The sequence below is a fragment of the Roseburia sp. AF42-8 genome (assembly GCF_003435965.1).
GTDB classification, from domain to species: domain Bacteria; phylum Bacillota; class Clostridia; order Lachnospirales; family Lachnospiraceae; genus Roseburia_C; species Roseburia_C amylophila.
On sequence record NZ_QTVB01000003.1, the window covers coordinates 72,382 to 95,749 of the forward strand.

A 23,368-nucleotide genomic window follows, 5' to 3' on the forward strand; every position below is an offset into this window, starting at 1 on the left:
TATTGTAACATAACCGTCGAAGCATATACAATACAAGTTTCTAAAAACACTGTAAAGCGTCTCTAATTTTTTTATAAATCCACTATCTTCTACTCCTCTCCAATCTTTTCCAACATAAACTTCAGACGTTTCCGATAGCTGCAGCAGTTCTTCACTTTCTCATAACCGTTCTTTGCTATCTGCTGCCGTTCTTCCTCATGGGTAAGATAGTAGCTGCACTTTTCTACCAGTTCTGCTTCAGATTCAAAGCAAGCCAAATCTTTTCCAATTTCAAAATAATCCGGTAATTCTGCCTGATAATTGGTCAGCAGGAATCCACCTGCACCAAGTACATCAAAAATCCGTAGAGGCAGCCCGCTCTTGATATTCGGAATCGTAAAATTAAGATTGATTTTCGAATAGTGGAATACCTTCGGCATCTCCGACCAATAATCTACTGAGCCGCAATTCTTTACCCGAAGCAAAGTATCTCCGCCTGTATTTGTATAAAGGTTTACCGGGAATTTAGCCACCAGTGCCAGCAATGCACGCTGCCTCTGCAAAGAAGCAGTTTTAAATCCAAGCACCGTTGTTGCAAATACCAGCCCCAGATCAGAAAAAGAATCCTTCGATTTCTTCAGTTCAAAATATTCCGATACACGCTCTAAGATATCCGCAGTCAACATCGGTTCGATTATATTGCCGCCGCTGATATTAAGCTGTGCCTCCATGACAGCATCAAAATAACCCCGCAAATATTCCGGGAATCTTGTTTCCAGTTCATCATAGCTGTTCTTCTCATATAAATTTCCTACAAAAGAAATCCCGCCTGCAAAATCCCGCACCGAATGTTTTGAGGCATTCCCACTATCTGTTTCTGCCAACTGCATTTTATCCATAGTATCCTGTGCAAATAGCTCATCCAGCCGGTTCGTATCCACTGCCAGCGGCAGATGCCAGATATGTTTTACGCCCATTCCCTTGAATTCCAGATAATTGGTCTTATCAAAGAGAAAGAAATAATTGCAGTCCAAGAATACATTCTTGTGATACATGCTAAGCAGCGGGCTGTCACAACTCCAGGATACATACTTTATCCCCATCTGCTGACATACTCCGGAAATCACTGCAAAATAATTCACCGTAAAGACAAAGTCATAGTTTTTCTGCTGCAAGATGCCATGCAAACGTGCCGCAAACGATTCATCCTCATCATAGCTTTCCAGTTCCTGCTCAATTACATCCACCTGATGTCCCATGGATTGGAATGTTGCAATGATGTCTATGTAGTTGTAGGAATTCCAGCGGTAAACCAAAATATTCATGGGGTGGCTCCTTTTATTTTCATTGCCTTTTTATTTATAATTAGTATATAACATTTTTTCTTCTTGTCCAAATCTTTTTGCTATGTTAAAATGTGAAAAAGCATATATTATACAATCTATATGGCACTTTCTATGTTGCAAAGGTTCGTTCCTTTGCAGAACAGATGCCTTTGGATGATGCCGTACAAAAGGCTGTCACCGAATGCATTCAGGAAAATATTCTGGCAGATTTTCTTAGGAAGAATCAGGCGGAGGTAATTGCTATGAGTATTTTTGAATATGATAAAGTTGAAGAAGAGAAAAAACTGAGAAAAGCTGAATTTGACGCCGGTGTTGAACAGGGATTAAAGCAAGCTTCTACCGATACTGCCCTTCGTCTTTTAAAAACAGGAAAGTTTGATGCAAAGGAAATCGCAAAACTTTGCAATCTTTCGATAGAAGAAGTAAATCAATTAAATAATCAGAAGTGATAAAAAACAGCTCCTGCGTTACACAGGAGCTGCATTTTATGATATGCCTTCCAATGAATCTACCGGTGAAATATTTTTTCAACGATTTTTTCTTCCGTCAACGAATTTTCAGCCATGAGTTCAGCCGGCTCATATGTCCTTGGTATATCCATGGAAAATCCAAAATTATAAACCTTAATATCTTTGTCCGAATAATACTGCGCAATTTTTGAACCGAAACCACCGCTTAGTATTCCATCTTCTATGGTTACAACAATCTTGTGATTCTCAAGTACCCAGTCAAGTCTGTTCTCATCCAGGCCTGTAATAAATCTTGGATTTATAATTGTCGGCTGTATATTCTTTGTTTCTTTTATCAATGCCGCCGTCTTAACACCCAGCTCATAAAATCCGCCAAGTGCAAGGATACATACATCCTGCCCTTTTTGCATAACCATATAGGACACTTTATCATACTCTTCTGCCACATCATAATCGCTGTGCTTAACTCCGGTCCATGGCACTCTTATGGCTACCGGCTTCTCCTTCTGGTCGATGCTCCAATCCAGCATAGCAAGATATTCTTCCTTATTCACAGGCGCCAAATAAGTTAAATTCGGAATATTGGCAAGTAATGGAATATCCAAAATTCCAATATGTGTGTCATTGTGGTGTCCGAAAACAGACGCATGGGTTACAATCATCGTTGCCGGTATCTGATTGATACACATTTCCTGTTCAATCTGGTCATATGCTCTTTGGATAAAAGTACCATTCGTTGCAAATACCGGTTTACAGCCTCTTTTTGCCATTCCCACCGCCATTGTAACCGCATTCTGCTCTGCAATTCCTACATCGATATATTGTTTTCCCGCAAGTTCTCTTCTTGTTTTATCAAAGCCAATACATATGGGAGTGGATGCTGCTATTACTGCAACTTCCGGATCGTTTTGGATTCTGTTCAGTAAATGTTCTCCGACAATATTTCCATAGTTTTCGCCTATTCCGGCATTCTTATTTTTTCCGGTCTCTTTGTCAAAAGGTCTTGCCCAATGCCAGTTTTCACTATTTTCTTCCGCCGGCTTATAGCCTTTTCCCTTTTGGGTGCAAACGTGGACAACCACAGGAACTTTGGTGTCTTTTACGCTTTCCAATTCTTTTATAACGGATTCCAGGTCATTTCCGTTTTCAATCAGATGATATTCAAATCCCAAGGCTTTAAAGAAATTATCTTTCTGCTTTCCAGCGGATTCTTTCAACTGTTTTAAGTGCCGTCCCAACGCTCCGTGGTTTTCCGGAATAGACATTTCATTATCATTAATTACCACAATCAGGTTACTGTTGATTTCCGCTGCACAATTAAGTGCTTCAAATGCTTCTCCGCCATCCAATGAAGCATCTCCTATAACGGCAATCACATTTTCCGAATCGTGTTTTAAATCTCTTGCTTTTGCCAGTCCACACGCAAGACTAACGGAAGTAGAAGTATGTCCAAGGGCAAATAAATCATACTCGCTTTCTTTTGGATTACTGAATCCTGTGACATCTTTATAATTTTCTTTTTTAATAAAAGCGGCTTTTCTTCCGGTAAGCATTTTATGGCAGTAGGTCTGATGGGAAACATCAAACACAAACTTATCCTTTGGTGCATCAAAAACATAATGAAGGGCTATGGTCAGCTCTACAATGCCAAGGTTGGAAGCAAGATGTCCGCCGCAATCACTCACCTTATTTATGATTGCTTCTCTTAATTCTTGTGCCAATACTTCTAATTCATTTATGTTATATTTTTTTATATCTTCCGGAGTATTTATCTTTTCAATATACACAGGCAAATCCTTTCTTTACTTTTCTCCCCAGGAAAAATTCCATCTCTTCAGGTCGATTTCATAAATCCTGTACAAGTCTGTAATCGGTTTCCATCCCAGTTTTAATATTTTCTCTGTATCCTGAAGAATTTCCAAATGCGGCAGATATCCTGTTTCACTCTCTGAGCCTATGTCAAATTCTATATGCACTTTGTCATTAAATTTTTCAAATATCTTTTCCGCAAATTCATTTACTGTTAAAAAGGTATCCGGGTTGGTTAGATTATAGACCTCTCCCTTTTCACCTTCAAACAAGGTTTTAAAAATTCCGGAAACCGCATCCAAGGTATAAATAATACTCTTCTTGCTTTTTCCATCAGACTTCATAATCAGATTTTTATTTTCCATGATGCATCTTGTTATTTCATTATAGATGCGCAGTTCATTGTATGGCTGGTAAAGTCCCTGAATTGCAGAAATTCTGACAATTTTCGCATTGCAGCCATATTCTTTGCAATAAGAATAGGTTAAAAATTCTGCTCCTTTTTTCCCCAGAGGATAACCACTTCGAATATTCAGGCTGTCAACCGCTCCGACCTTTTTTTCATCAATTGCTTCCTTACTGTTGTATGCACCATACACTTCTACTGACGAAAGCAGTATAAAGGACGCTTTCTTCTTCTCACACAGTTCCAGCATATGTGCTGTTCCATCCACAATAACCTTATAGGTCTCAACCGGGTATTTTAGAAAAAAATCTCTTTCTGTCGGGGAAGCCGCATGAATGATATAATCTACCTTCTCTTCTCCAATGGCTTCTTCCTCTTTTCCAAACTCACACATCACTACATTTTCAGAGCCATCCATGTAATCCGGAATGTGTTTTGGATTACGGGTGGATGCAAATATTTTTGCATTCATCTGATATCTGCTATTCAGGTATAAAATCCACTTTACCATAGCCTGTCCAGTCATTCCGTTGCTTCCGGTTATCAGAAAGGTTTTATCTTTCATATATTTTGAAAAATCAAATGCCTCTATGTATCTTTTATACTCCTGTTCTTCCAGTAAACTTAATACCATTTAATTCTCCTCACCTTCGGCATTGTTGATATAATAAAGCAGTGCACGGAACAATGCGATATCATCCTTGGTTGTAATTTTAATATTGTTATTTGTTCCTTTGGAAAAATAAATCTCTACGCCATAGTTCATCGCAAGAATATTGGCATAAACAAAGTCTTCCCGATTGTCCTTGTCTGCTTTTTCGTAGAGTGATTTTATCAGTCCGTAGTTGTAGCATTGCGGTGTCTGAACTCTTACGATCCGGTTACGGTCTATCTGTTCTTTGCCTGATGTCCGGTTTTCTGTCAGGACAACCGTTTCGTAACAGGAGACAGCACTGCAGGCATTTCCATTGGCTTTTGCTTTTTCAATCAAATCATCGATAATATCCTGATATACAATTGGTCTGGCCGCATCATGGATAATTACATAGTCATCCTCCGACAATCTGTTTTTCAAAAAATAGACTCCGTTTCTGGTGGAGATATGTCCTGTTTCTCCTCCCGGAACAACATCCGTCACTTTATCAAGATGATATTTCTTTACAATTTCTTTCGTATACTCTATCCATTTTTCCAGGCAGACAATTATAATATGATCAATATTTGCATTGTCCTGAAAATTTTTTATCGTATGTACAATAATCGGACAGCCATCTATCTCTATAAACTGTTTTGGTATCGCCGACTTTAATCTGCTGCCGATTCCTCCGGCAAGTATAATCACATCTGTCATTTTTCCCTCCATACACATATTCAAACAATACTTATCTGCATTTATCCTTATTTCGTAAAGCTGTAATTGTATTTATCCTCTGTCATATCTTTGGCAACTTTCTTCCAGTCATACTCCAATGCAACCGTCCTTGCTGCTTCCACGTTCTTCTCCTGTAAATCACCCGACAGTATAAGTCTTATATTATCTATCACTTCAGATGTTGATTTTCCTGTAAAAACAGCCTCACATTCTGGCAGATTTTCTATCTCTGATGCTACTACATTTTTTCCACAGGCAAGATACTGATACAATTCTATTGGCACAGTTTTTTTATGGCCTCCAAAGATGGGAAGAATTGTCACATCAAACGAACTGATAATCTCAGGTAATTTATCATATTCCGCTTCGATATAAGTAAGATTGTCAAAACCACCAAGCCACGCCGGGTAATCTCCTATAATCGTTCCTGCAAATACAACCTCGCAATCAGAAAACTCCTCGCAGATACACTGAACCATTGAAAAATATATCCGGTTATCAATAGTTCCTGCAAAACCGATTCTCTTCTTTTTATTCTCAGCAGTTGTACTTTCCACACAGAACTTTTCGTAATCCACACCACCCATAATATGTGCAATATTCACCTTCGGATTATTTTTCATTTCCTCGAATAATTCAATGTCAACAATCCGGTATGAATTTTTCGCACTCACGCTTCTGAATTCCGGGGGTATTTCTGAAGTAATATAATATACTTTTTCTGCGCTGTTAATTTCATCCAGAAGCTTTTCTTTATCGTCATATTTTTTTCTGCTATCGATAAGATAATACTTACTGCTGTCAACATATTTTGCAATCTGTTCCGCAACGGTTGGCGGCACAGTCTTTGCATCGCTCTGGTATGGGATATACTCATCATTTAGCTTTTTAAAGTTCATAATCTGCTGAAAACAGCGTTCTGCCGAACCATCATCAGTATAATCAAATCTGTTCAGAAGAACATTATTTCTTAAATCAATATATTTATCCGGATTTACAAACGCTTCATCCAATGCACTCAGAAGATTTTTAAAATCATATACCTTCTCACCCGGCATATAAAGAGATATGTTATGAAATACAAATCCTTTTGCATTTTTATATTCTTCAAAATCAGGAAGAAGATATACAACAGGTCGGTTCAGCAAAAGATAATCATATACTATGGAGGAATAATCACTTACCATAACATCAAAGCTATTTAATATTTCATCATATCTGACATCCTTTTTAAACAACATTTCATCCGTCAGCTCGTAACAATGCTCTGACATTTCAAAACTCCTGCCTAAGAATGCTGTCTGTTCAATCGGATGAAGCTTATATACAAGCGCCGCATGATTGCGGGTTAAAAATTCATCCAACGCCTGATTGTCAAAATCATCCAGTCGAAAAATGTTGTCAGAAAAAATCTTTCCGGCATGGCAGCTCATGTTGGAACGATAGGATGGTGCAAAAAAGATGAGATGTTCATATCGCGATATCTTTTCTCCCAACACTTTTTTTAATATCCCTTTTCCATCTGACTTTTTCACGCAGTCCAGGCGGGGCTGCCCTGTAACATAAATTTTTCGTAAGTCAAAGTTTAGCATTGCCGCAAGCTTAAACCGGTCATCCAGGCTGTGTACACACATAAGGTCAACTTTTCCAAAATAATTTTTCAGTTTTATCAGATGACGTGGATTTAAATTATGGTCATAATAATCATGGGCTTTTACGCCACTTCCATGCCACACATTCACAAGCAACTGGTCTTCTCTTTTATTTACGTTAAGAAATGTATACGAATTGGCAATGAGGACATTTGCTTTCTCTATTATTTTATTAGCCTCTACCGTATCATAAACAGCACATCTTATTCCACGTTCTTTCAATATTTCATAATATGCCGGTTTCTTTATAATCCAGGCTGTTTCAAAGTCTGTGTGCTGTTTAACATATTTCCATAACGCATGACAATTACATGCGAAATCCGGCTGTGACATAAATACCATTAACATTTTTAATCCTCCACCCATGCATATAAAACAGTATCTAAATGGTTATTCTGATGGTGTCTTACTGCAAATTTATACTCACTCGAAAACTCATGGATTAATTCATAAATTCTCCAATAATCACTCGGATTGTGATATATGGATATTGCTAATCTTGGTTTATCTTTCTTTATGGTTTTCTCCGCACCCTTTAATGCATCATACTCTGCACCTTCAATATCCATCTTTATCAGGGTAACTTTTTCATCCTCCGGTATAAAACCATCGATTGTTCTTGTTTCAACTTCAATTGTTTTAATCGGTGCTAATTTTTCATTATACTGCACCGTCAAACGGCTGTCCGGTAAATAACCGCTGTCCGGATTTCCAATATCATTAAAAATAATTTTATCCGTTTTATCGGACACTGCATAAGGCGCAACAACCAGTTCTCCCGACCAGCCTTCTTTTTTCAGAGTCTGTCCCATTTCCTTTATCTTTAAAATATTATCTTCAAAGCATTCAAAAGAATATATTTTTTTAACTTTATTGCCAAAAGCCAAGACAAATTTCTCCACACTATCTCCAATATAACCGCCGCAATCAACAATGATTTCATTCCCGCTTACATTCTTATACATATCCTGATAAAGGTATTGCGGGTCTATTCTTGTTTTTAATTTATTATATTCTCCGGTTGCACCGATTATCCTGCGTCTTACCACTTCCCGATATATTTTCTTCGACCGGTCATCATACAGTGCTGCTTCCATTTTTCTGATTTTATCATAGTTATTATAAAGTTCATTGGAAAAAAATCCAAAAAACTTATCCGCAATAACATTGAGATAAAAAATATTAAAAGTATCAACTTCTTTGACTGCATTTGTAACGGAATACACACCACCGGTGCGGGCAGTTACAAGAATTATATGTGTGTCCGGACTAAGTGCATAAAGATGTTCATATGAATAAATCGGCAAGCCTTCATACCGCAAGCCACAACGTTCTGTATCACCATCAATAATACACTCAATGTTGTCAAAAAGAGACATTGCTTTTTTCACATTCTCATTGACCAGTCCTACCAGCACAATCTTTCTATTTTCAGACATTCTGTTAAAATTTTCAATTGTCTGTTTACTGATTCCCTCTATCATTTTCCGCTTCCTCTTTATATTATTCTAACAAACCTGCATCAAAAACATCTGTTTTAAAGAAAAGAAAATCCTTTCCTGCTCCAATTCCTCTATATCTTGAGGTATATCCCAGTTCATATAATTTCATATAAAGTTTTCTTGACTCTTCCTTCTCGAAGTCCATTTCCAAAAGGATTACATCGATATCATACCAGTTAAAGTCAATTGCATTCACAATACGCGCACCCATGCCTTCCACATCAACCGACATAAAATCAATATGTCCGTCCTTAAAATTCTCTTCCAGAATGTCACCAATGTACTTCATTGGAATCTTTATCTCCTGAACTTCCAGCCCTCTGCCTTCATATGTATCAGCCACTTCCTTTACAAAGGTATTATATCCGGCATGCTTGGTCTTATAATAAGTCCATTCTTCCTCACTTCTTACATCAGAGCAGCCACACATAATCGCATTATCTCTCGGACGGTTCCTCTTAATCTCATCCACAAAATCAGGATTTGCTTCTACCAGCACACCATTTGAGCCAGCACGATAAAACATATATGAATTGTTGTAAAGAAGCCATGTATTAGAACCAATATCCAAATATCTTATTTTTGAAATATCTCTTCCAATGCTGTCAAACAAAGTTTTTACTTTCTTATCCATTCCATTCTGCGAAAAATAATCTGCTGAAACATTTAACAGCTTCTCTGCCAATGGTCTTATATGAATAATCTGCTCTCTCTTTAAACCCAATTCCATTAAATTATTTGTAATATTATCGAACCGGTATGGATATATGCAGGAAACCAGTACTACTGCATTATCTGGAAATGGTACTACGCTTTCAGCCAGTTCATATTTATGTCCTGAGTACTCATAACCGATAAATCTGAGATCCTGATGAATCAGTGTTATATCAAGTTCATCCTCAAAATTTAAAATACCACCACATATCTGCAGTTCATGACCATAGATATATATTTTTAAATTTTCCGCATTCTGTTTGAAGTTTTCCTTTAAATATTCTCTGAAAATCTCTTTTACTTTGTTTTTTGTATCGCTCATATTCTATCCTCGCCTTTCTTTATTTAGCATATCTTTTACTTGTAACATAATTTTATTTCCGGTTGTTCCGTCAATGCTGTCTACTATCTTCGAAAGAAATTCAAACCGTTTCTCCTTATAGCTGGTCAGCAAATCAATATTATCTAAAAACAAATCCAGAAAATTTTCATATCGTTCCGAGAAAAACATACTTCTCTCTGTCTGCTTAAGCAGCATCTCTATCGTAGCCTGCTGGCTGCTGATATTGTCCGGATATTTATATGCCGTTATTAAAATCGGTTTTCCGGTTACTGCATAGATTGGTGCCAGCGAACCACCTGAACCAAAATAGCAGTCCGAAAAATAAATTGCCTCATATGCTTCCGAATTCGTATCGATTACTCCCAAGCCATCCTTCACAAAATCTGACCTGATTTCATAATAGGCATCTCTGATTTCCGGCTTCATGGATTTTAAGGTTGCCTCCGTCAAAGGATGCTCTCTCCATATTACAAACACATCTCCCCGACGCTTAAATATGTCAAATATTCTTCTTAAATTATCAATAAATTTATCTTTATTATTCAATATCAGGCTGATATTGGTATTCATAAATACTTTCTTTTTATTTACAGACACTTCTTTCCAGATATCCGGAACAGGAATTCCGTCTTTGCATATTTCACAGATTTTATCAATCTTTGGTGAACCTACTGCAAATACCTTTTCTAACACCTTTTCATTACCGACTATTTTCGCCTGATTCACATATGCTTCTTTTACTTCTTCATTTTGTACAAAGATGCTGTCCACATTTTCCAGTGCAAAAGTATCGATTAAGTGCGTCTGCGGTTCTTTTGGAAATAAAAAATATGGTATGTATATCAATAAGTTCGTGTAATTTTTTAATATATTAGAATAAAATTTCGGTTCCACGCTTGTAACCAGATTTCCCAGGTCATATGGATTATGTATAAAAATTGCATCCGGCATCCGTTCCGCAAAATTATAATCCTCATAATGTGTTATCGGTACATCAGCAGGGAACAGTTTTCCCTCATAATGGTATTCGCCAAAGGTTCGGTCCGGATTTCTGTCATAATAAGGAATCGGCACCACATATGTATCAAAATCATCATCTTCAAAAGCCCGTTTCCATATACTTTCCAACGAATCCCACATGGACACTTTATATGGCAGAAATACAATTTCCCATTTGCCTTTTATATCATCCCTTACACTATCTTCTATGACATGAAGCTGTGCATTTAAGTTTTCTTTTATCTTCTCATATATTCCATTTGAAATATTTACAGAGGTCGTATAAAGCAATTCACAATACGCTTCTAAATATTTCACCGTGATAAAATTCTCACCTTCTGACTGCTCAATGCTTTCTCCGATATGTATTGCTGCATTCTGACAATCCTCTAAAAGTGCACAAACACTCTGATTATCTTTTTCTTTTATCAGTGCTTCCGCATTGCTGTGTGCTTCATAGAGAGTCTGTATTAATTCAAGTATATTTTCTTTTATATTATTTCTCATATGCCCTGATTCTCTCCTGTGCTTTTGCATAATCTCCGCATTTCCGATAATATTCCAGTGCCTGTCCGATGTCTCCGAGGCACTCCCGGATTACGCCTGCATTGTAATATGCCAGATAAGAATTTGTTCCTGTCATCCGTGCGCTCTTATACTCCGTTGCCTTTAAGAACTCAGCTACTGCTTCTTCGTAACGCTCATTATTCATATAGATGAGTCCCATCAGAAACTTGAAATCCGCACAGTCTCCAAACTCTTCATAAATCCCCTGAAACTGCAATGCCGTTTCAACCCGCCCGGTATTCAAAAGTGCGTATCCATAGCTTTCTACCATGTCAATTACATATTCCAGCTTTGGATTCAAGTCATAGCCCAATGCTTTTTCAAAATACCGGATTGCTTCTTCATAATCCTCTGCCATATAATAGCTTTTTCCAATCTGATACATGAAATAAGTATCATCCGGATGGTTCTCCAACTCTTTTAACAATAACTTCAGATTACGTTCTGCTTTTTTCCTCCGCTCCTCTTCGGTGCCTTCATAACCATCATGCAAGATAACAACCGGAGCAAGGTAAGTTTCATACTCTTCTTTATTTTTCGCTGTAACCTGTTCGTGGATACTGCCCGAATATTCATATTGCTGTCTGGAGAATATCCGGTTAATCCGTTCTATGTATTCTGTTTCCTGCTCTCCTACGGAAACGCGGTTAATTCTTTTGATTCGCCCTACCATAGAAGGATGCTGCTTTAACAGTTTTTCCAGCTCGCCTGTATCTATTTCCTGTAAATATTCATCACTGTCTATCATCATAACAATGTCATTGGACGCCTGAGTCAATGCATAATTCCGTGCTGCGGAGAAATCATTGCACCAGCTGAAATAACATACTTTATCTGCATATTTTTTCGCCATGACAACCGTATCATCCGTAGAACCGGTATCTACTACAATAATTTCAAAGCCATACCCCATCAGTTGTTTCAGGCACTTTTTCAATTTTTCTGATTCATTTTTCGTGATGATACATACAGAAATTTTTCTCATGCTATAAGTCCTCAAGTATTACTTTCATCCGTTCTTCAAATCGAAAATCTTCTTTTACCCTCTGTAATCCTCTATCCGCAATTTCTTTCCGTTCTTCTTCATGCTGCAAATAGTAATTTACCAGATAATAAAGCTCTTCTATATCTCCATAAGTGATGATTTCTTCACCCAGCCGGAAGTACTCTGCCAACTCTTCCTGGAAGTTTGAAATCACAAATCCGCCACTGGCAAGAATGTCAAGTACACGCAGCGGAATTCCTGTCCGGATTGTTTTCAGCGAAATATTAAGATTCACTTTAGAGCATTTAAATACTTTTGGCATCTGGGTATAATAATCGATATAATTCTTCTTTCTTATCTTTGGTATGGCTACATTCTGTTCTCCGGAATAGAGCGCTACATCAAAATGATTGGAAAGAAGCGTTAATATTTCCTGCCGCTCTCTTCGTGTAATCTCACTGGCCAGCAGAAATTCAATTTCACGATGATTTACCGTAATCTCTCCATTCCACTGCTTCTGATAAACTGCATTCATTCTCTCTATCAAATCATCCGTTATAAAATCCGGCAGGAAATAGCCGCCATATACTTTTTTCTGAGCCGCAATCACACCTTCCAAATATCCTCTGTCATACTCTTTCAAAGGTGCCATATACTGTGGATAGACAGTCTGATATAATTTTCCTACCAGTGAAATCTCTGCTCCATATTCCTTTTTATCTGCTTCTGTAACTGTAATCGGATAAAATGTTTCCACGTCTGCTGCCAGCGGTAAATATCCGGCATCAATTCCCTGTCTTCGATATTCTTCTGCCTGTCCCCTGTCAAAAAAATATACCTTCGTATAAGAATTCTTCAACGCCTTTGTATTACGGATATGAATCGGAGAATCATAGACCCACGCACGATAAGGCAGTTTATGATTCTGGCATACGTCTGATATAATTGGATTAAAATTAATAGAAAATACTACGTCATAATCCTGTTGCTGAATCTTTTTTTCCAGCTGTTCTGCAAATCTGTCATCTTTTTCCCAGTCATTCATCTGATAAAAGAATGTATCATATGCAACACCCAGTCTGTGTAATGCACGTTCGATTCCTTTTCCCATAAAAGAATGCCATTGCCAGAATAATATTTCCATCGTTCTCTCCTGCTTTGCAACGAAAAACACTGATACCTTTCGATATCAGTAGTTTTTTAATTCATTTTAACTTTGGCTGCTTCTTCCAGTTTTTCAAAAAATGGTATCATTTCCTTCTCAAAGGCTTCTGCAAGCTTCGCATCATCTTTTTCCTGATATATTTTGCTGAAATTTACAAACAGATTATTTGCCGCCTGCTTATCAATAAGCTGCTCTGTTTCATTGAGATAGTCCATTGTTCCATTTAAGACCTGAATTTCCCAGTTCATACCTTTGATAATGCTCAAAAGATATTCATCGGTATCCGGCTGACGATTTCCATGTAATTCTTCCATTACATTTCTCATAGATTTTAATAATTTCGGGCTGTACTCCGTCAATACTTTTAACGCTTCTTTTTCTTCTCTTCTATTATCTTCCATGATATTTTCACCCTGGCACATCCTGTGCCGCCTTTCTATAGAATGTATATCGGTTCATTCCTTCATTTTCACAAGAGTATTTTCACTTTTCACTGCATTTTCTTTCCTGGGCATCTATTTCATCAATAAATGCAAGAAGCTTTTTTGCGCTCTGCTCCCAGGTATAATTTTCCTTTGCTTTCCTATAAGCATTCTCTGCAATCATCTGCAGGTTATCTCTTCCTGCCCCTTTCAGATAATCCGCAAGCAGTTCCGGAATCTTATAAAGTTCATTCAACCGGTACATGAGAATATCTTTCCCATCTGTAAACTGCTCTTTCAGATAAGTGCTTTCATCGGTAAGCACCACGCTATGCTGTAACATGCTGTTTGCAATCCGCTCCGTAAATCCATCCTTATGCCAGGCCATCACATTAAAAGATATAAGGCTTTTTTCCATGACTTCAAGGCTTTCTCTCATATCCACCGCTTCATGAATACGAAGATATGGTGAATCCCCAAACGGGCTCTTCTTCCAACTGTCCCCAAATACTTCCAGTGTAATGCCTGCTTCTAAAATTACCTTTACTGCTTTTTCCCGGTAATAGGACATGATGCAATAAATCATTGGCTTGACACCATCTAATACTTCTAAAAATTCTTCATCCGATAGTACAATTCCATCTTTTCGTAAGGATTCTTCCAATGCTTTCTCCGCAGTCTCTTCCGGGTGCTGTTTCATCTGAAACAGAAAATGGGCTGCTATCTTTTTAATGATTCCCTGGCTATTTCTGATCAGTGGCAGATAACTCCGATAGTCCGTATAGGTGCCAATAAAGGATATCTGATATTCCTTTTTATCCTGCACCCCCCTCAAATTCCGCTCTGCTTCCTGTTTTCCATTCTCTCCTGCTGACTTCTCACAACCTCCCGGAAAGATAATGGAACTTCCTGCAATTCTCGGATAATACTTTTCTATAAATGCCGCATAATTTCTGTCATGGGTTGCACTATAGCAATGCTCCGGCATTCTGATATAATGATTCTTCATCCAGATTGGATGGTCAAACTGGAAATTTATTTTTGGTCCCTTTATCAAGTCATGTAAATAAATGCCTGCCTTCGGAAGATAAATATCAAAAAGATAACTCTGAAAGCCAATTACCGCCTGATATGTTTTTCCTGCATAAGCTGCCAGAGCAGCTTCGCCGCTCTGCTTCACATCAAAATATTCTACCTCTTCTCCAAGCCTCTGTAACGCTTCTCCCAGCTGCTCTGCAAATGTATTTAAAATGTTATAGCAGATTGGTTCTCCCTTATAGATTAAAATTGTCCCTTTTGCTTCTCTTGTTCTATGCTCCATGTTATCTCCCGTCCGGATGCTGTACCTGCTTTTCCTGCCTTATCGTATAAGTTTCCACAAATTCACATAACCTTCGATAGTTTTCTTTTTCATCTACTGCAAGAATTTCCTCTGCTTTTCTGCGGCATGCTTCCTTCTTCTTCTCCATGAATCCTTTATCTTCACAATATTGATGTACCAGATTTACCATCGACTCAATAGAATCACAGGTGAATACCTTGCCCACATTTACCTGCACATCGCAGTTGTCCAGTGTCACTACCGGAATTTCCTGTAAAATTGCATACATGGCTCCGGTACCGCCGCCCTGTCTTGGCGGGTTCAAAAACAAATCTCCTATGGTCATGGTTTTCTGTAATTCTTCGGTATATCCAAGGAAATAAAAACGCTCCCGATATGCTTCTGCTATCCTTTTTTCCAGTGCCTCGCAATTTCCAATAACCGCCAGTACTGCTTTTGGATTTTCCTCTAGCATCGTATAAATCGTCTTAAGGAAATCCTCTGTTACTTCCTGCACCAGCCGGTTTCCCACCAGTAAAATTACGAACTTGTCTTCTGGGATGCCATAATTTTCTTTCTTCTCTTTTTCCACAACCACTGTATTTCCCACAATGGAATGTTTTACTTCCACAAACTGCTGGTACGGTTTCAGCCAGCTCTGATATCGTCTTTCTTCCGCCATGGTATAATCCGAAGCCAGTACGATAATCGGTGCATTGGTTACCGGAATTGTCTTAACACACCTTCTGGTCAATACGGTGGTAAACTGCCGGCATAAATCTGCCAATATTGTTTTATCACCGATTTCAAGCACCCACTCAGGTGCTTCCTGCCATATCATTTCCGCCGCATCATAAAGCTGTTCCGGATAATTTTCCTGTGTAAAAAGCAGATTATAACCCTTCAGTTCCTCTCCTTCTATCTCGCCCTGAAATGCTCCGGCTGTATTCATAAAATTATTCCACAGACACTGCTTATACCACAACGGTGCTGTATTCCGATTTGGCATATAGGCGACATATAATACCACTTCGTAACCCAGTTCCTTTAAATAACGGTTCATCTGCAATGTTATTTCCGTCGGTGCATGCTGTCTTCCGATAAACTGTTTTGTTATCAGAACAATTTTTTTATTCCGTTTTTCCCACGGCAGATAGGAAAATTCCTTTTTATTCCGCTGTCTGATTTCATCCATCAATGCAGTATAAGCGTCACTGTTTCTCTTATATTCTGCCTCGTCATCCTTTATCATTTCACTGGCAAAAATTGTCCGCTGCAACTGATTCATTAATTCCACTTTCTGCCATAAATTCAAAGAGTCATCTGCCGTTAATTCTCCCATATAAGGAATGATTTTTTCATCCCGAAGAACCGCCAGCAGGGATGACCAGATGTAAATCTGCAATGTTATTGGAAACTTTGCCAATGACTGTTCTATTACGCGCAGCATATTCTGCTGCATCGCTGCATCAAATTTCTGGTAGCTTTCCTTTAACTCCCGCAGCGTTCCTTCTTCATATTCCCCTGTTGCATCCAGCTGCCCCAGTCCTCTTTGTAAAATCATAAAAAACTGTTCCATATATTTTCTTTTCGTCCTGCGACGATTTCTCCTTATTCTAACCTTGTTTCTTTCTTTCGATTTCGTTACAATAGTTATAGTTATTATACTCTATATCCAAGGAAGAGGAAAGTTTATCATGAAAATACTATTCTACCGTTATGGAAGCATTTGCGAACCGGATATTATCGAAGCCATGAAGCATTTAGGGCATGAAGTATTCTGTATTAATCTTGAAATTACCGATAAAAATATTCCCACACAGACAGTCATCAAGCATGTTTCTGATACACTGTTATCATCTTCCTTCGACTGCATTTTCTCGATAAACTTTTATCCTGTTTTATCGGAAATCTGTAATATCATGAAGCTTCCTTATATCTGCTGGACGGTAGACAGTCCTGTCATGGAATTATATTCGGATTCCTATTCGAATGAGTGGAACCGTATTTTTCTCTTTGATTCCATGCAATATCAGGACTTTGCGCCATATAACCCGGCTCATACCTTTTTCCTGCCGCTGGCAACCAATGTAAACCGTTGGAATTCCGTTCTTACTGATGTCAATCCCGATTCCTACAAAAGTGATATTTCCTTTGTAGGCTCGCTTTATACAGAGAAATGTCCTTATGATTCCATCCAGAATCCTTCCCCTTATCTCGAGGTTATCTGAATGGAATTATGGATGCACAGGAACAGATTTACGGTGCGTTTCTTTTAAATGAATTGCTGCCGGATTCTATTGTCAAAGAATTTATTGACTGTATGCCGGATTATTATATTCCGCCGGAAAAAGCCAGACGGGTTGACCGGGATATCATTGCACAGCAGTACCTTGGCATGAAGGTAACTGCCAATGAGCGGAAGCACCTATTGTCCCTTCTTGGCTCCCATTTTTCAGTAGACTTATACACCGGAAGTGATGCAGACGCTCTTCCTGTCCACAATCGTGGACGGGTTAAGACTTTAACAGAAATGCCTCAGGTCTTTGCCCACAGCAAAATTAATCTGAACATGACCTGCAAATCCATCCGGAATGGTATTCCCCTTCGTGTCTTTGATGTTCTTGGATGCGGTGGCTTCTTACTGACAAATTATCAGAATGATTTAAGTGAATGTTTTACCATTGGAGAAGATTTAGACATCTTTACCAGTCCTGATGACCTTCTGTCTAAATGCGAATACTATCTTTCCCATGAAAAAGAACGGAAAGAAATTGCTGCAAACGGCTATCAAAAAGTATTAAATCATTATACTTATGAGAAGCAGCTTCAGAAAATGTTATCATCTGCGATTTCTCTTTAATGAAAGGAACTCTATGAAAATATTATTTCTTGATTCACCGGCTTTTGCCAAAAAAGATATGTTAGAAGCATTTCATAACTGTAACATTGAAACGGATTTATTTATGCACGAGGATTATAATGTCCGCAAAAGTGCTGCCTATGATGCGGCTTTTGATGCCGCTGTAGAAAATACTTCCTACGACTTTGTATTTTCCTTTAACTATTATCCGATTCTTGCCACCTGCACTCATCGGCATAATCTCCGTTATGTTTCCTATGTTTATGACAGTCCGCTGGTGGCTTTGTATTCCTTTACGATTACTTATCCCACCAATTATATTTTTCTTTTCGATTATCCGATTTACGAAGAGTTAAAGCAGGGGGGCATTGACCGGGTATTCTATCTGCCGCTTGCTGCAAATGCAAAAAGACTTTCCACCATGCAGGCAGCAGATTCTATCCTTGATAAAATCTCTTCCGAGATTTCTTTTGTCGGTTCTCTTTATAACGAAGACCACCTGCTTTATGACCGCTTATATCAGAAGCTTCCTGCCTTTACGAAGGGATACCTCGATGCAATTATTGCCGCCCAGCAGCAGGTATATGGTGAATTCCTAATTCCCGGTTTATTAAATGATACCATCTTAAGTGATATGCAAAAATCCGTTCCATATGCGCCAAATGAAGACGGCATCGAAACACCGCGCTATATTTATGCCAACTATTTCCTTGCCAGGAAACTGGCAGAATTAGACCGCACTGCAATCCTAAAAAAGCTTTCCGCAGTGCATCAGGTAAAGCTTTATACCAATAATCCTACTCCGCAGCTTCCCAAAGTAGAAAACATGGGAGCCATTGACTATTATGAAATTATGCCTCTGGTTTTCCAACATTCAAAGATTAATCTTAACATTACATTGCGCAGTATCCAAAAGGGCATTCCTCTGCGGGCATTCGATATTATGGGAAGCGGTGGTTTCCTGCTGACCAATTATCAGGAAGATTTTCTGAATTACTTTGTTCCGGGAGAAGATTTCATTTATTATTCTTCCTATGAGGAAGCAGAAACTTATGCCGACTATTATCTTTCCCACGAAAAAGAACGTCAGCAGATTGCTGCCAACGCCCTTGGTAAAATTTTAGATGCCCACACCTTTGAGCACCGGATTCAAACCATGTTATCTGTTATAGACGGTCAATAAATTTTTCATGTAAATCTGCTATGAGTCGATCTACCGCAGATTCATAGCCTTTGTACCAGGCTTTTGCACGATTGCATAAGTCTGGTATTGTTAAATCTGCAGATAATACATCATCCCCAATGGAAAATTCTATTTCACTGTTATAATATAGTAACAAATCCTGCACCGGCTCTTTCTGGATTTCTTCATTAAGATTTCCAAATTCTGTCAGCAGCTTCTTCTGCTCCTCTATATTTCCATCTTTGGATGCCTGTTCTAACTGCTCTGCAACTTCCCTTGCTTTCTTAATATTTTCCTTTACTTCTTCCAGACGCTTCGGCTCTTCCTTTATCTCATGGATAATATCCTGCCGTTCTTCTTCTGAAAATGCCAGTGGTACTTCCTGCAATAATTTTTCGAAATCAATTTCTTTCGTGCAGGAATCAATGACTTCTTTTAATGTCATCACTTTTGCGCCTTCTATTTTTGCACCGCCCTCTGTTGCATTGATTACCGTAATATCCTCCGGCAATTTTAAAATTTCATTTTCAATCCATTTCCGGTACATATCCATCTGATAGTCTGTATCCAGCATGGTTCCATCATTGCCCTTTACCTGCACAATGACACGTTTCTTCTGATGCTGCTCATTCTCTTTTTCATCCATTTTCAGACCGCTGTTATAGCTCTGTCCTCCGGTAAAAGCAAGGTCCTGGCCGATAAATACAATTTTCTTAAAACCCAGTGCCTTTACCAGCGAAAATGCGCTGGTAGAAATAGAACCTCCGGTTAAAATATCATCCAAGACATAGCCTTTTCTTTCTATTACAGCCTTTGCAAACATATTACACGGAAATTCATCATAGAAATGTTTGCCGGTATGTCTCTTTACGATTTCTTCTCTGGATATTGCCTCAAATACAAACGGAAATGTGCTGATATCAATTCCTTCAAAAAAGCGGTCTGCAACTCTTGCGTCTACCGTCATTCCCAAATCTGGTGTAATTCCGGCATTTACTACTGCCCGGAGTGCTGCATCCACCACAAGAATCAATGCTTTTCCTTTCGCCCGCTTCAGTTCCTGCACATTTTTATTTAAGGATGGTCCTGCCGCCACAATAATTGCCGGTACATCGCTCAAGTCCTCCTCCGCAAGACATTCTTTCAGATAATGGGTATCTGTCTGCCAGAGATAATCATACATATTACTGAGAGCATGTGCCGCAAACTCATCCCGGAAATTATAGATGGTATTCCGATATGTTTTCGTCTTATTCATGAAATATATCATAGTCTCTAACATATGTTTACATTCCTTCGGATAAATGGAATCATAATTCGGAAGAATACCAAGACGCAGCATCCGGATATTGTTGAAGCTGATACCGGATTCTAAATAATCCTGCAGCATGTTCTCTGACTCTACAATCAAATACACATTTTTCTTCTTTAAAAGTTCAGTATAATCAAAGGTCTCTAATGTTTTTTGGAAAATAGCAACGGATGGTTCATATACAATAAGTGTCATGGTCTCATCCAGCGTCTGCGCCAATGCTTCTATACTTCTTCCGTCTCCAAATCCCAAAAGAAAGAACACACTGTAGGAGCCTTCTTTTTCAAACTGGCTGACATACTGCATGGATGCTTCCTTTGGATTATATTTACTATTTAACCGGTATTCCAATCCGCCCTTTGTCACAATCGGATAAAGCATTTCATCTTCCGCTGCTTCATAGCGTATCTCTACTGATTGCTCCGGCTGTGCCGTTTCCAGATATTCATGAAGTCTTACATGGTGTTCCCGGATTGCCTGCATATTCTTTTCGTATATCGTCATATTATATCTCCCATCCCATATATCTGCCATATTCATAGTTCAGGCAATCTGCCAGTTCCATGATCTGATGATTCTGATATGCATGAATCAAATGTTCCAATATAGTAACTGCCTGTTCCTGTATTGCTACGTCGGTTTCACCTTTTTCTGTATAATATGTAATTTGTTCTAACAGGCTATCCTTTATCTCCTGAATATGTGCACCAATCCATGGATAAGTTTCCTCCTGCTGGTTCTGATACAGCTTCCGGATTACTGCTTTCATTTCCTCTTGTAATTGACTATACTTTCCTGCTTCCACTTTAGAGTACCTCGTCTTATCTCTTTTCTTCTATTCTACATGATACTAATCTTTTCGTCACTAAGAAAATAATTATCACTACCCGTGTAACAAAGAATGTGCCTTAGCACATTCTCGCGCCTGCGCCATCTAGCTTATACGCCGCAGTGCGCATCCTCGCAGAGCGTTTTTTTACTTTACAGGAAAGCAATTTCCTGTAAAGTAAAAAATAAGCCGACCCTTTCGGGTCAGCTTTACTTTTATGGTTGAGTACTTATGATTACTGAAGTAAGGATAATACACCCTGAGTAGACTGATTAGCCTGTGCTAACATAGACTGACCTGCCTGAGCAAGGATGTTATTCTTGCTGTATGTAACCATTTCAGAAGCCATATCTGTATCACGGATACGGGATTCTGCTGACTGAGTATTCTCAGATGTGGTATCCAGGTTGGCAATTGTATGCTCCAGACGGTTCTGGATAGCACCCATTGCTGAACGCTGTTTAGAAACAACTTCGATTGCATCCTGAACTGATTTCATGTAAGAACCAGCTTTTGTAAATGTACTTACACTTAAAGCAGCCTTAAGACCAATCTTTGATGCGCACATATTAGCAATTGAGAAGTCGATAGACTGTCCGGAAAGGGCACCTACCTGTAATTTCATCTTGTTTGTTGTTCCAGAGAAAGTACCATCTAACAGGTTCATTGTGTTGAACTGTGTGGTAGACTGGATACGGTCGATTTCAGATGTTAACTGATCCAACTCAGCTTTGATAGCACTTCTATCAACAGTTGTGTTAGTTCCGTTAGCTGCCTGTGTAGCAAGTTCGTTCATACGCTGTAAGATAGAATGTGTTTCATTTAATGCACCCTCAGCGGTCTGTACTAAAGATACACCATCCTGTGCGTTTGAAGAAGCTTTGTTAAGACCACGGATCTGGCTTCTCATTTTCTCAGAAATGGAAAGTCCTGCTGCGTCATCTGCTGCACGGTTGATTTTGTAACCAGAAGATAATTTTTCAGTTGATTTTGCCTGTGCGCTTGTTGTGATACCTAACTGTCTGTTTGTGTTTGCTGCCTGTAAATTGTGCTGTACTACCATAATTAATTCCTCCTTGAATTTAACGTCGCTTCCTTGCGACTACTTGTTTTTTGTTGCAGATATCTTATCGGCCGTACGCTCCTCAAATCCATCTGCTAAGTAACAATATCTTGTTTACTTGTTATATATATCGGACGGTCGTCTCGATACTTTATAGTAAATGGAAAATTTTTTTAAATTTTTCCAGTCTACTTCTTATCATCCAGAAATGTGGAACCCGGAGTTCCCATTTTCATCATATTTCTGTAATAGGAATTCACCGCCTGTCTGGATTTCTTTACTTCCTTAATCTGTTTCTTCACGGAAGTAAATTTCTGCTGCATCAATACCTGATTGCGTTTTTCCTGGCTCTGGATTGCAGTGCTCTTGTCCATGATTGCGGTAATATCCCGCTTCATCTGAGCAATGTCTTCCGAATATGCCCCACGGTTCTCTGTCAAATCAGCTCGGACCCGGTCATAAATCTGACTGAATCCGTCATCTAACTTTGATAACTGCTCTACCAGATCTGCCTTACGGTTCAGATTTTCTTCCAGTTCATCCGGATCTAAATCCGGATTTTCCAGCATATCTTTCTGCAATACATTTAATGCCATAATTGTATCCAGCAGTTCTATTTTTTTCGTAAGGCTCTGTTTTAAGATTTCAATATAGCTGTTATTTGCTGTGTGCAAGCTTCATTACCTCTTTCCAAGTATCACGCATGGTGCGAAGGTGTGCCAGTACTTCCTCTAAGATTTCTTTATCTTTTTTCATGTTTGCTTCAACCAGGCGTTCCTGTAAGTACCTATACACATTTTCAAAGTCCTTTGCAACCGGATACTTATGATTTAAGGTTGCCTGAAACTCTTCTATGATATTTTCTACTTTTACAATATTTGTATGGGCTTTCTGGATATTATTCTCCTCAATTCCCATGATTGCAATATTACAGAATTTGATGGCGCCTTCATAAAGCATCAGTGTCAATTCTGCCGGAGAAGCAGTCATAATCTTACTGTTCTGATATGCTGCATATCCATTGTTCATTGTCATCGTGTTACCTCCATGTATTTTCACATTATCA

22 protein-coding genes are annotated in these 23,368 nt (G+C 38.6%); 4 read left to right on the forward strand and 18 right to left on the reverse strand.

Features of this window, described 5'->3' with window-relative positions:
• Nucleotides 1-89: 89 nt before the first annotated feature.
• Nucleotides 90-1,304: a CgeB family protein gene (locus tag DW059_RS02145; protein ID WP_117697293.1), complete on the reverse strand. Its 1,215-nt coding sequence runs from the start codon at nucleotides 1,302-1,304 to the stop codon at nucleotides 90-92.
• Between the two features lie 263 nt (nucleotides 1,305-1,567).
• Here DW059_RS02145 and DW059_RS02150 point away from each other — a divergent pair, with 263 nt between their 5' ends.
• Entirely contained in the window at nucleotides 1,568-1,774 is a 207-nt protein-coding gene (locus DW059_RS02150) for a hypothetical protein (protein ID WP_147326018.1), read from the forward strand.
• A 59-nt stretch (nucleotides 1,775-1,833) separates the two neighbouring features.
• Here the strand turns inward: DW059_RS02150 and DW059_RS02155 are convergent, their stop codons facing one another.
• The 12 genes from DW059_RS02155 to DW059_RS02210 form a co-directional block, all read right to left on the reverse strand.
• Nucleotides 1,834-3,582 carry a 1-deoxy-D-xylulose-5-phosphate synthase gene (locus DW059_RS02155; RefSeq protein ID WP_022242917.1) on the reverse strand — a complete coding sequence of 583 codons (1,749 nt, stop codon included), beginning with the start codon at nucleotides 3,580-3,582 and terminating at the stop codon, nucleotides 1,834-1,836.
• A gap of 15 nt (nucleotides 3,583-3,597) precedes the next feature.
• On the reverse strand, nucleotides 3,598-4,644 hold the full coding sequence (locus tag DW059_RS02160) for an NAD-dependent epimerase/dehydratase family protein (RefSeq protein WP_117697297.1): 1,047 nt from the start codon (nucleotides 4,642-4,644) through the stop codon (nucleotides 3,598-3,600).
• Entirely contained in the window at nucleotides 4,645-5,361 is a 717-nt protein-coding gene (locus DW059_RS02165; RefSeq protein WP_117697299.1) for an IspD/TarI family cytidylyltransferase, read from the reverse strand.
• A 47-nt stretch (nucleotides 5,362-5,408) separates the two neighbouring features.
• Nucleotides 5,409-7,382 carry a CDP-glycerol glycerophosphotransferase family protein gene (locus tag DW059_RS02170; RefSeq protein ID WP_117697301.1) on the reverse strand — a complete coding sequence of 658 codons (1,974 nt, stop codon included), beginning with the start codon at nucleotides 7,380-7,382 and terminating at the stop codon, nucleotides 5,409-5,411.
• Between the two features lie 2 nt (nucleotides 7,383-7,384).
• Nucleotides 7,385-8,518, reverse strand: a complete 1,134-nt coding sequence (locus tag DW059_RS02175; protein WP_117697303.1) for an FkbM family methyltransferase — start codon at nucleotides 8,516-8,518, stop codon at nucleotides 7,385-7,387.
• A gap of 19 nt (nucleotides 8,519-8,537) precedes the next feature.
• The gene (locus DW059_RS02180; RefSeq protein WP_117697305.1) at nucleotides 8,538-9,572 is read right to left on the reverse strand and encodes an FkbM family methyltransferase; all 1,035 of its coding nucleotides are present in this window, start codon (nucleotides 9,570-9,572) and stop codon (nucleotides 8,538-8,540) included.
• 3 nt (nucleotides 9,573-9,575) lie between these two features.
• Complete coding sequence (locus tag DW059_RS02185; protein WP_117697307.1) at nucleotides 9,576-11,099, reverse strand: hypothetical protein; 1,524 nt, start codon at nucleotides 11,097-11,099, stop codon at nucleotides 9,576-9,578.
• A complete protein-coding gene (locus tag DW059_RS02190) occupies nucleotides 11,089-12,144 on the reverse strand; it encodes a glycosyltransferase (protein WP_117697309.1) in 1,056 nt (351 codons plus the stop codon). Before DW059_RS02190 ends, DW059_RS02185 begins: the two co-directional genes overlap by 11 nt.
• Before the next feature lies 1 nt (nucleotide 12,145).
• On the reverse strand, nucleotides 12,146-13,288 hold the full coding sequence (locus tag DW059_RS02195) for a CgeB family protein (RefSeq protein ID WP_117697311.1): 1,143 nt from the start codon (nucleotides 13,286-13,288) through the stop codon (nucleotides 12,146-12,148).
• Nucleotides 13,289-13,344: 56 nt separating this feature from the next.
• Nucleotides 13,345-13,710, reverse strand: a complete 366-nt coding sequence (locus tag DW059_RS02200) for a molecular chaperone (protein ID WP_117697425.1) — start codon at nucleotides 13,708-13,710, stop codon at nucleotides 13,345-13,347.
• Between the two features lie 82 nt (nucleotides 13,711-13,792).
• Nucleotides 13,793-15,052 carry a glycosyltransferase family protein gene (locus DW059_RS02205; protein ID WP_117697313.1) on the reverse strand — a complete coding sequence of 420 codons (1,260 nt, stop codon included), beginning with the start codon at nucleotides 15,050-15,052 and terminating at the stop codon, nucleotides 13,793-13,795.
• A gap of 1 nt (nucleotide 15,053) precedes the next feature.
• Nucleotides 15,054-16,631, reverse strand: coding sequence for a glycosyltransferase (locus tag DW059_RS02210; RefSeq protein ID WP_117697315.1), 1,578 nt, complete (start codon nucleotides 16,629-16,631; stop codon nucleotides 15,054-15,056).
• Between the two features lie 118 nt (nucleotides 16,632-16,749).
• On the opposite strand from DW059_RS02210, the gene DW059_RS16890 reads away from it, so the two are divergent.
• Genes DW059_RS16890 through DW059_RS02220 form a run of 3 tightly spaced genes read left to right on the forward strand, consistent with a single transcriptional unit; the run spans nucleotide 16,750 to nucleotide 19,098 of the window.
• A complete protein-coding gene (locus DW059_RS16890; RefSeq protein WP_330408218.1) occupies nucleotides 16,750-17,283 on the forward strand; it encodes a DUF3880 domain-containing protein in 534 nt (177 codons plus the stop codon).
• An 8-nt stretch (nucleotides 17,284-17,291) separates the two neighbouring features.
• Nucleotides 17,292-17,915, forward strand: a complete 624-nt coding sequence (locus DW059_RS16895; RefSeq protein WP_330408219.1) for a glycosyltransferase — start codon at nucleotides 17,292-17,294, stop codon at nucleotides 17,913-17,915.
• A gap of 13 nt (nucleotides 17,916-17,928) precedes the next feature.
• Complete coding sequence (locus DW059_RS02220) at nucleotides 17,929-19,098, forward strand: CgeB family protein (RefSeq protein ID WP_117697317.1); 1,170 nt, start codon at nucleotides 17,929-17,931, stop codon at nucleotides 19,096-19,098.
• Here the strand turns inward: DW059_RS02220 and DW059_RS02225 are convergent.
• From DW059_RS02225 to fliS, 5 genes are all read right to left on the reverse strand, one after another.
• Complete coding sequence (locus DW059_RS02225) at nucleotides 19,082-20,914, reverse strand: motility associated factor glycosyltransferase family protein (RefSeq protein WP_158551970.1); 1,833 nt, start codon at nucleotides 20,912-20,914, stop codon at nucleotides 19,082-19,084. The two genes, DW059_RS02220 and DW059_RS02225, sit on opposite strands and share 17 nt — an antisense overlap.
• Nucleotide 20,915: 1 nt before the next feature.
• Nucleotides 20,916-21,179, reverse strand: coding sequence for a hypothetical protein (locus tag DW059_RS02230; protein ID WP_117697320.1), 264 nt, complete (start codon nucleotides 21,177-21,179; stop codon nucleotides 20,916-20,918).
• A 295-nt stretch (nucleotides 21,180-21,474) separates the two neighbouring features.
• A complete protein-coding gene (locus DW059_RS02235; RefSeq protein ID WP_117697322.1) occupies nucleotides 21,475-22,302 on the reverse strand; it encodes a flagellin N-terminal helical domain-containing protein in 828 nt (275 codons plus the stop codon).
• 188 nt (nucleotides 22,303-22,490) lie between these two features.
• Entirely contained in the window at nucleotides 22,491-22,976 is a 486-nt protein-coding gene (flgN, locus tag DW059_RS02240) for a flagellar export chaperone FlgN (protein ID WP_022242368.1), read from the reverse strand.
• Complete coding sequence (gene fliS / locus DW059_RS02245; protein WP_117697324.1) at nucleotides 22,960-23,337, reverse strand: flagellar export chaperone FliS; 378 nt, start codon at nucleotides 23,335-23,337, stop codon at nucleotides 22,960-22,962. Before fliS ends, flgN begins: the two co-directional genes overlap by 17 nt.
• Between the last annotated feature and the right edge of the window lie 31 nt (nucleotides 23,338-23,368).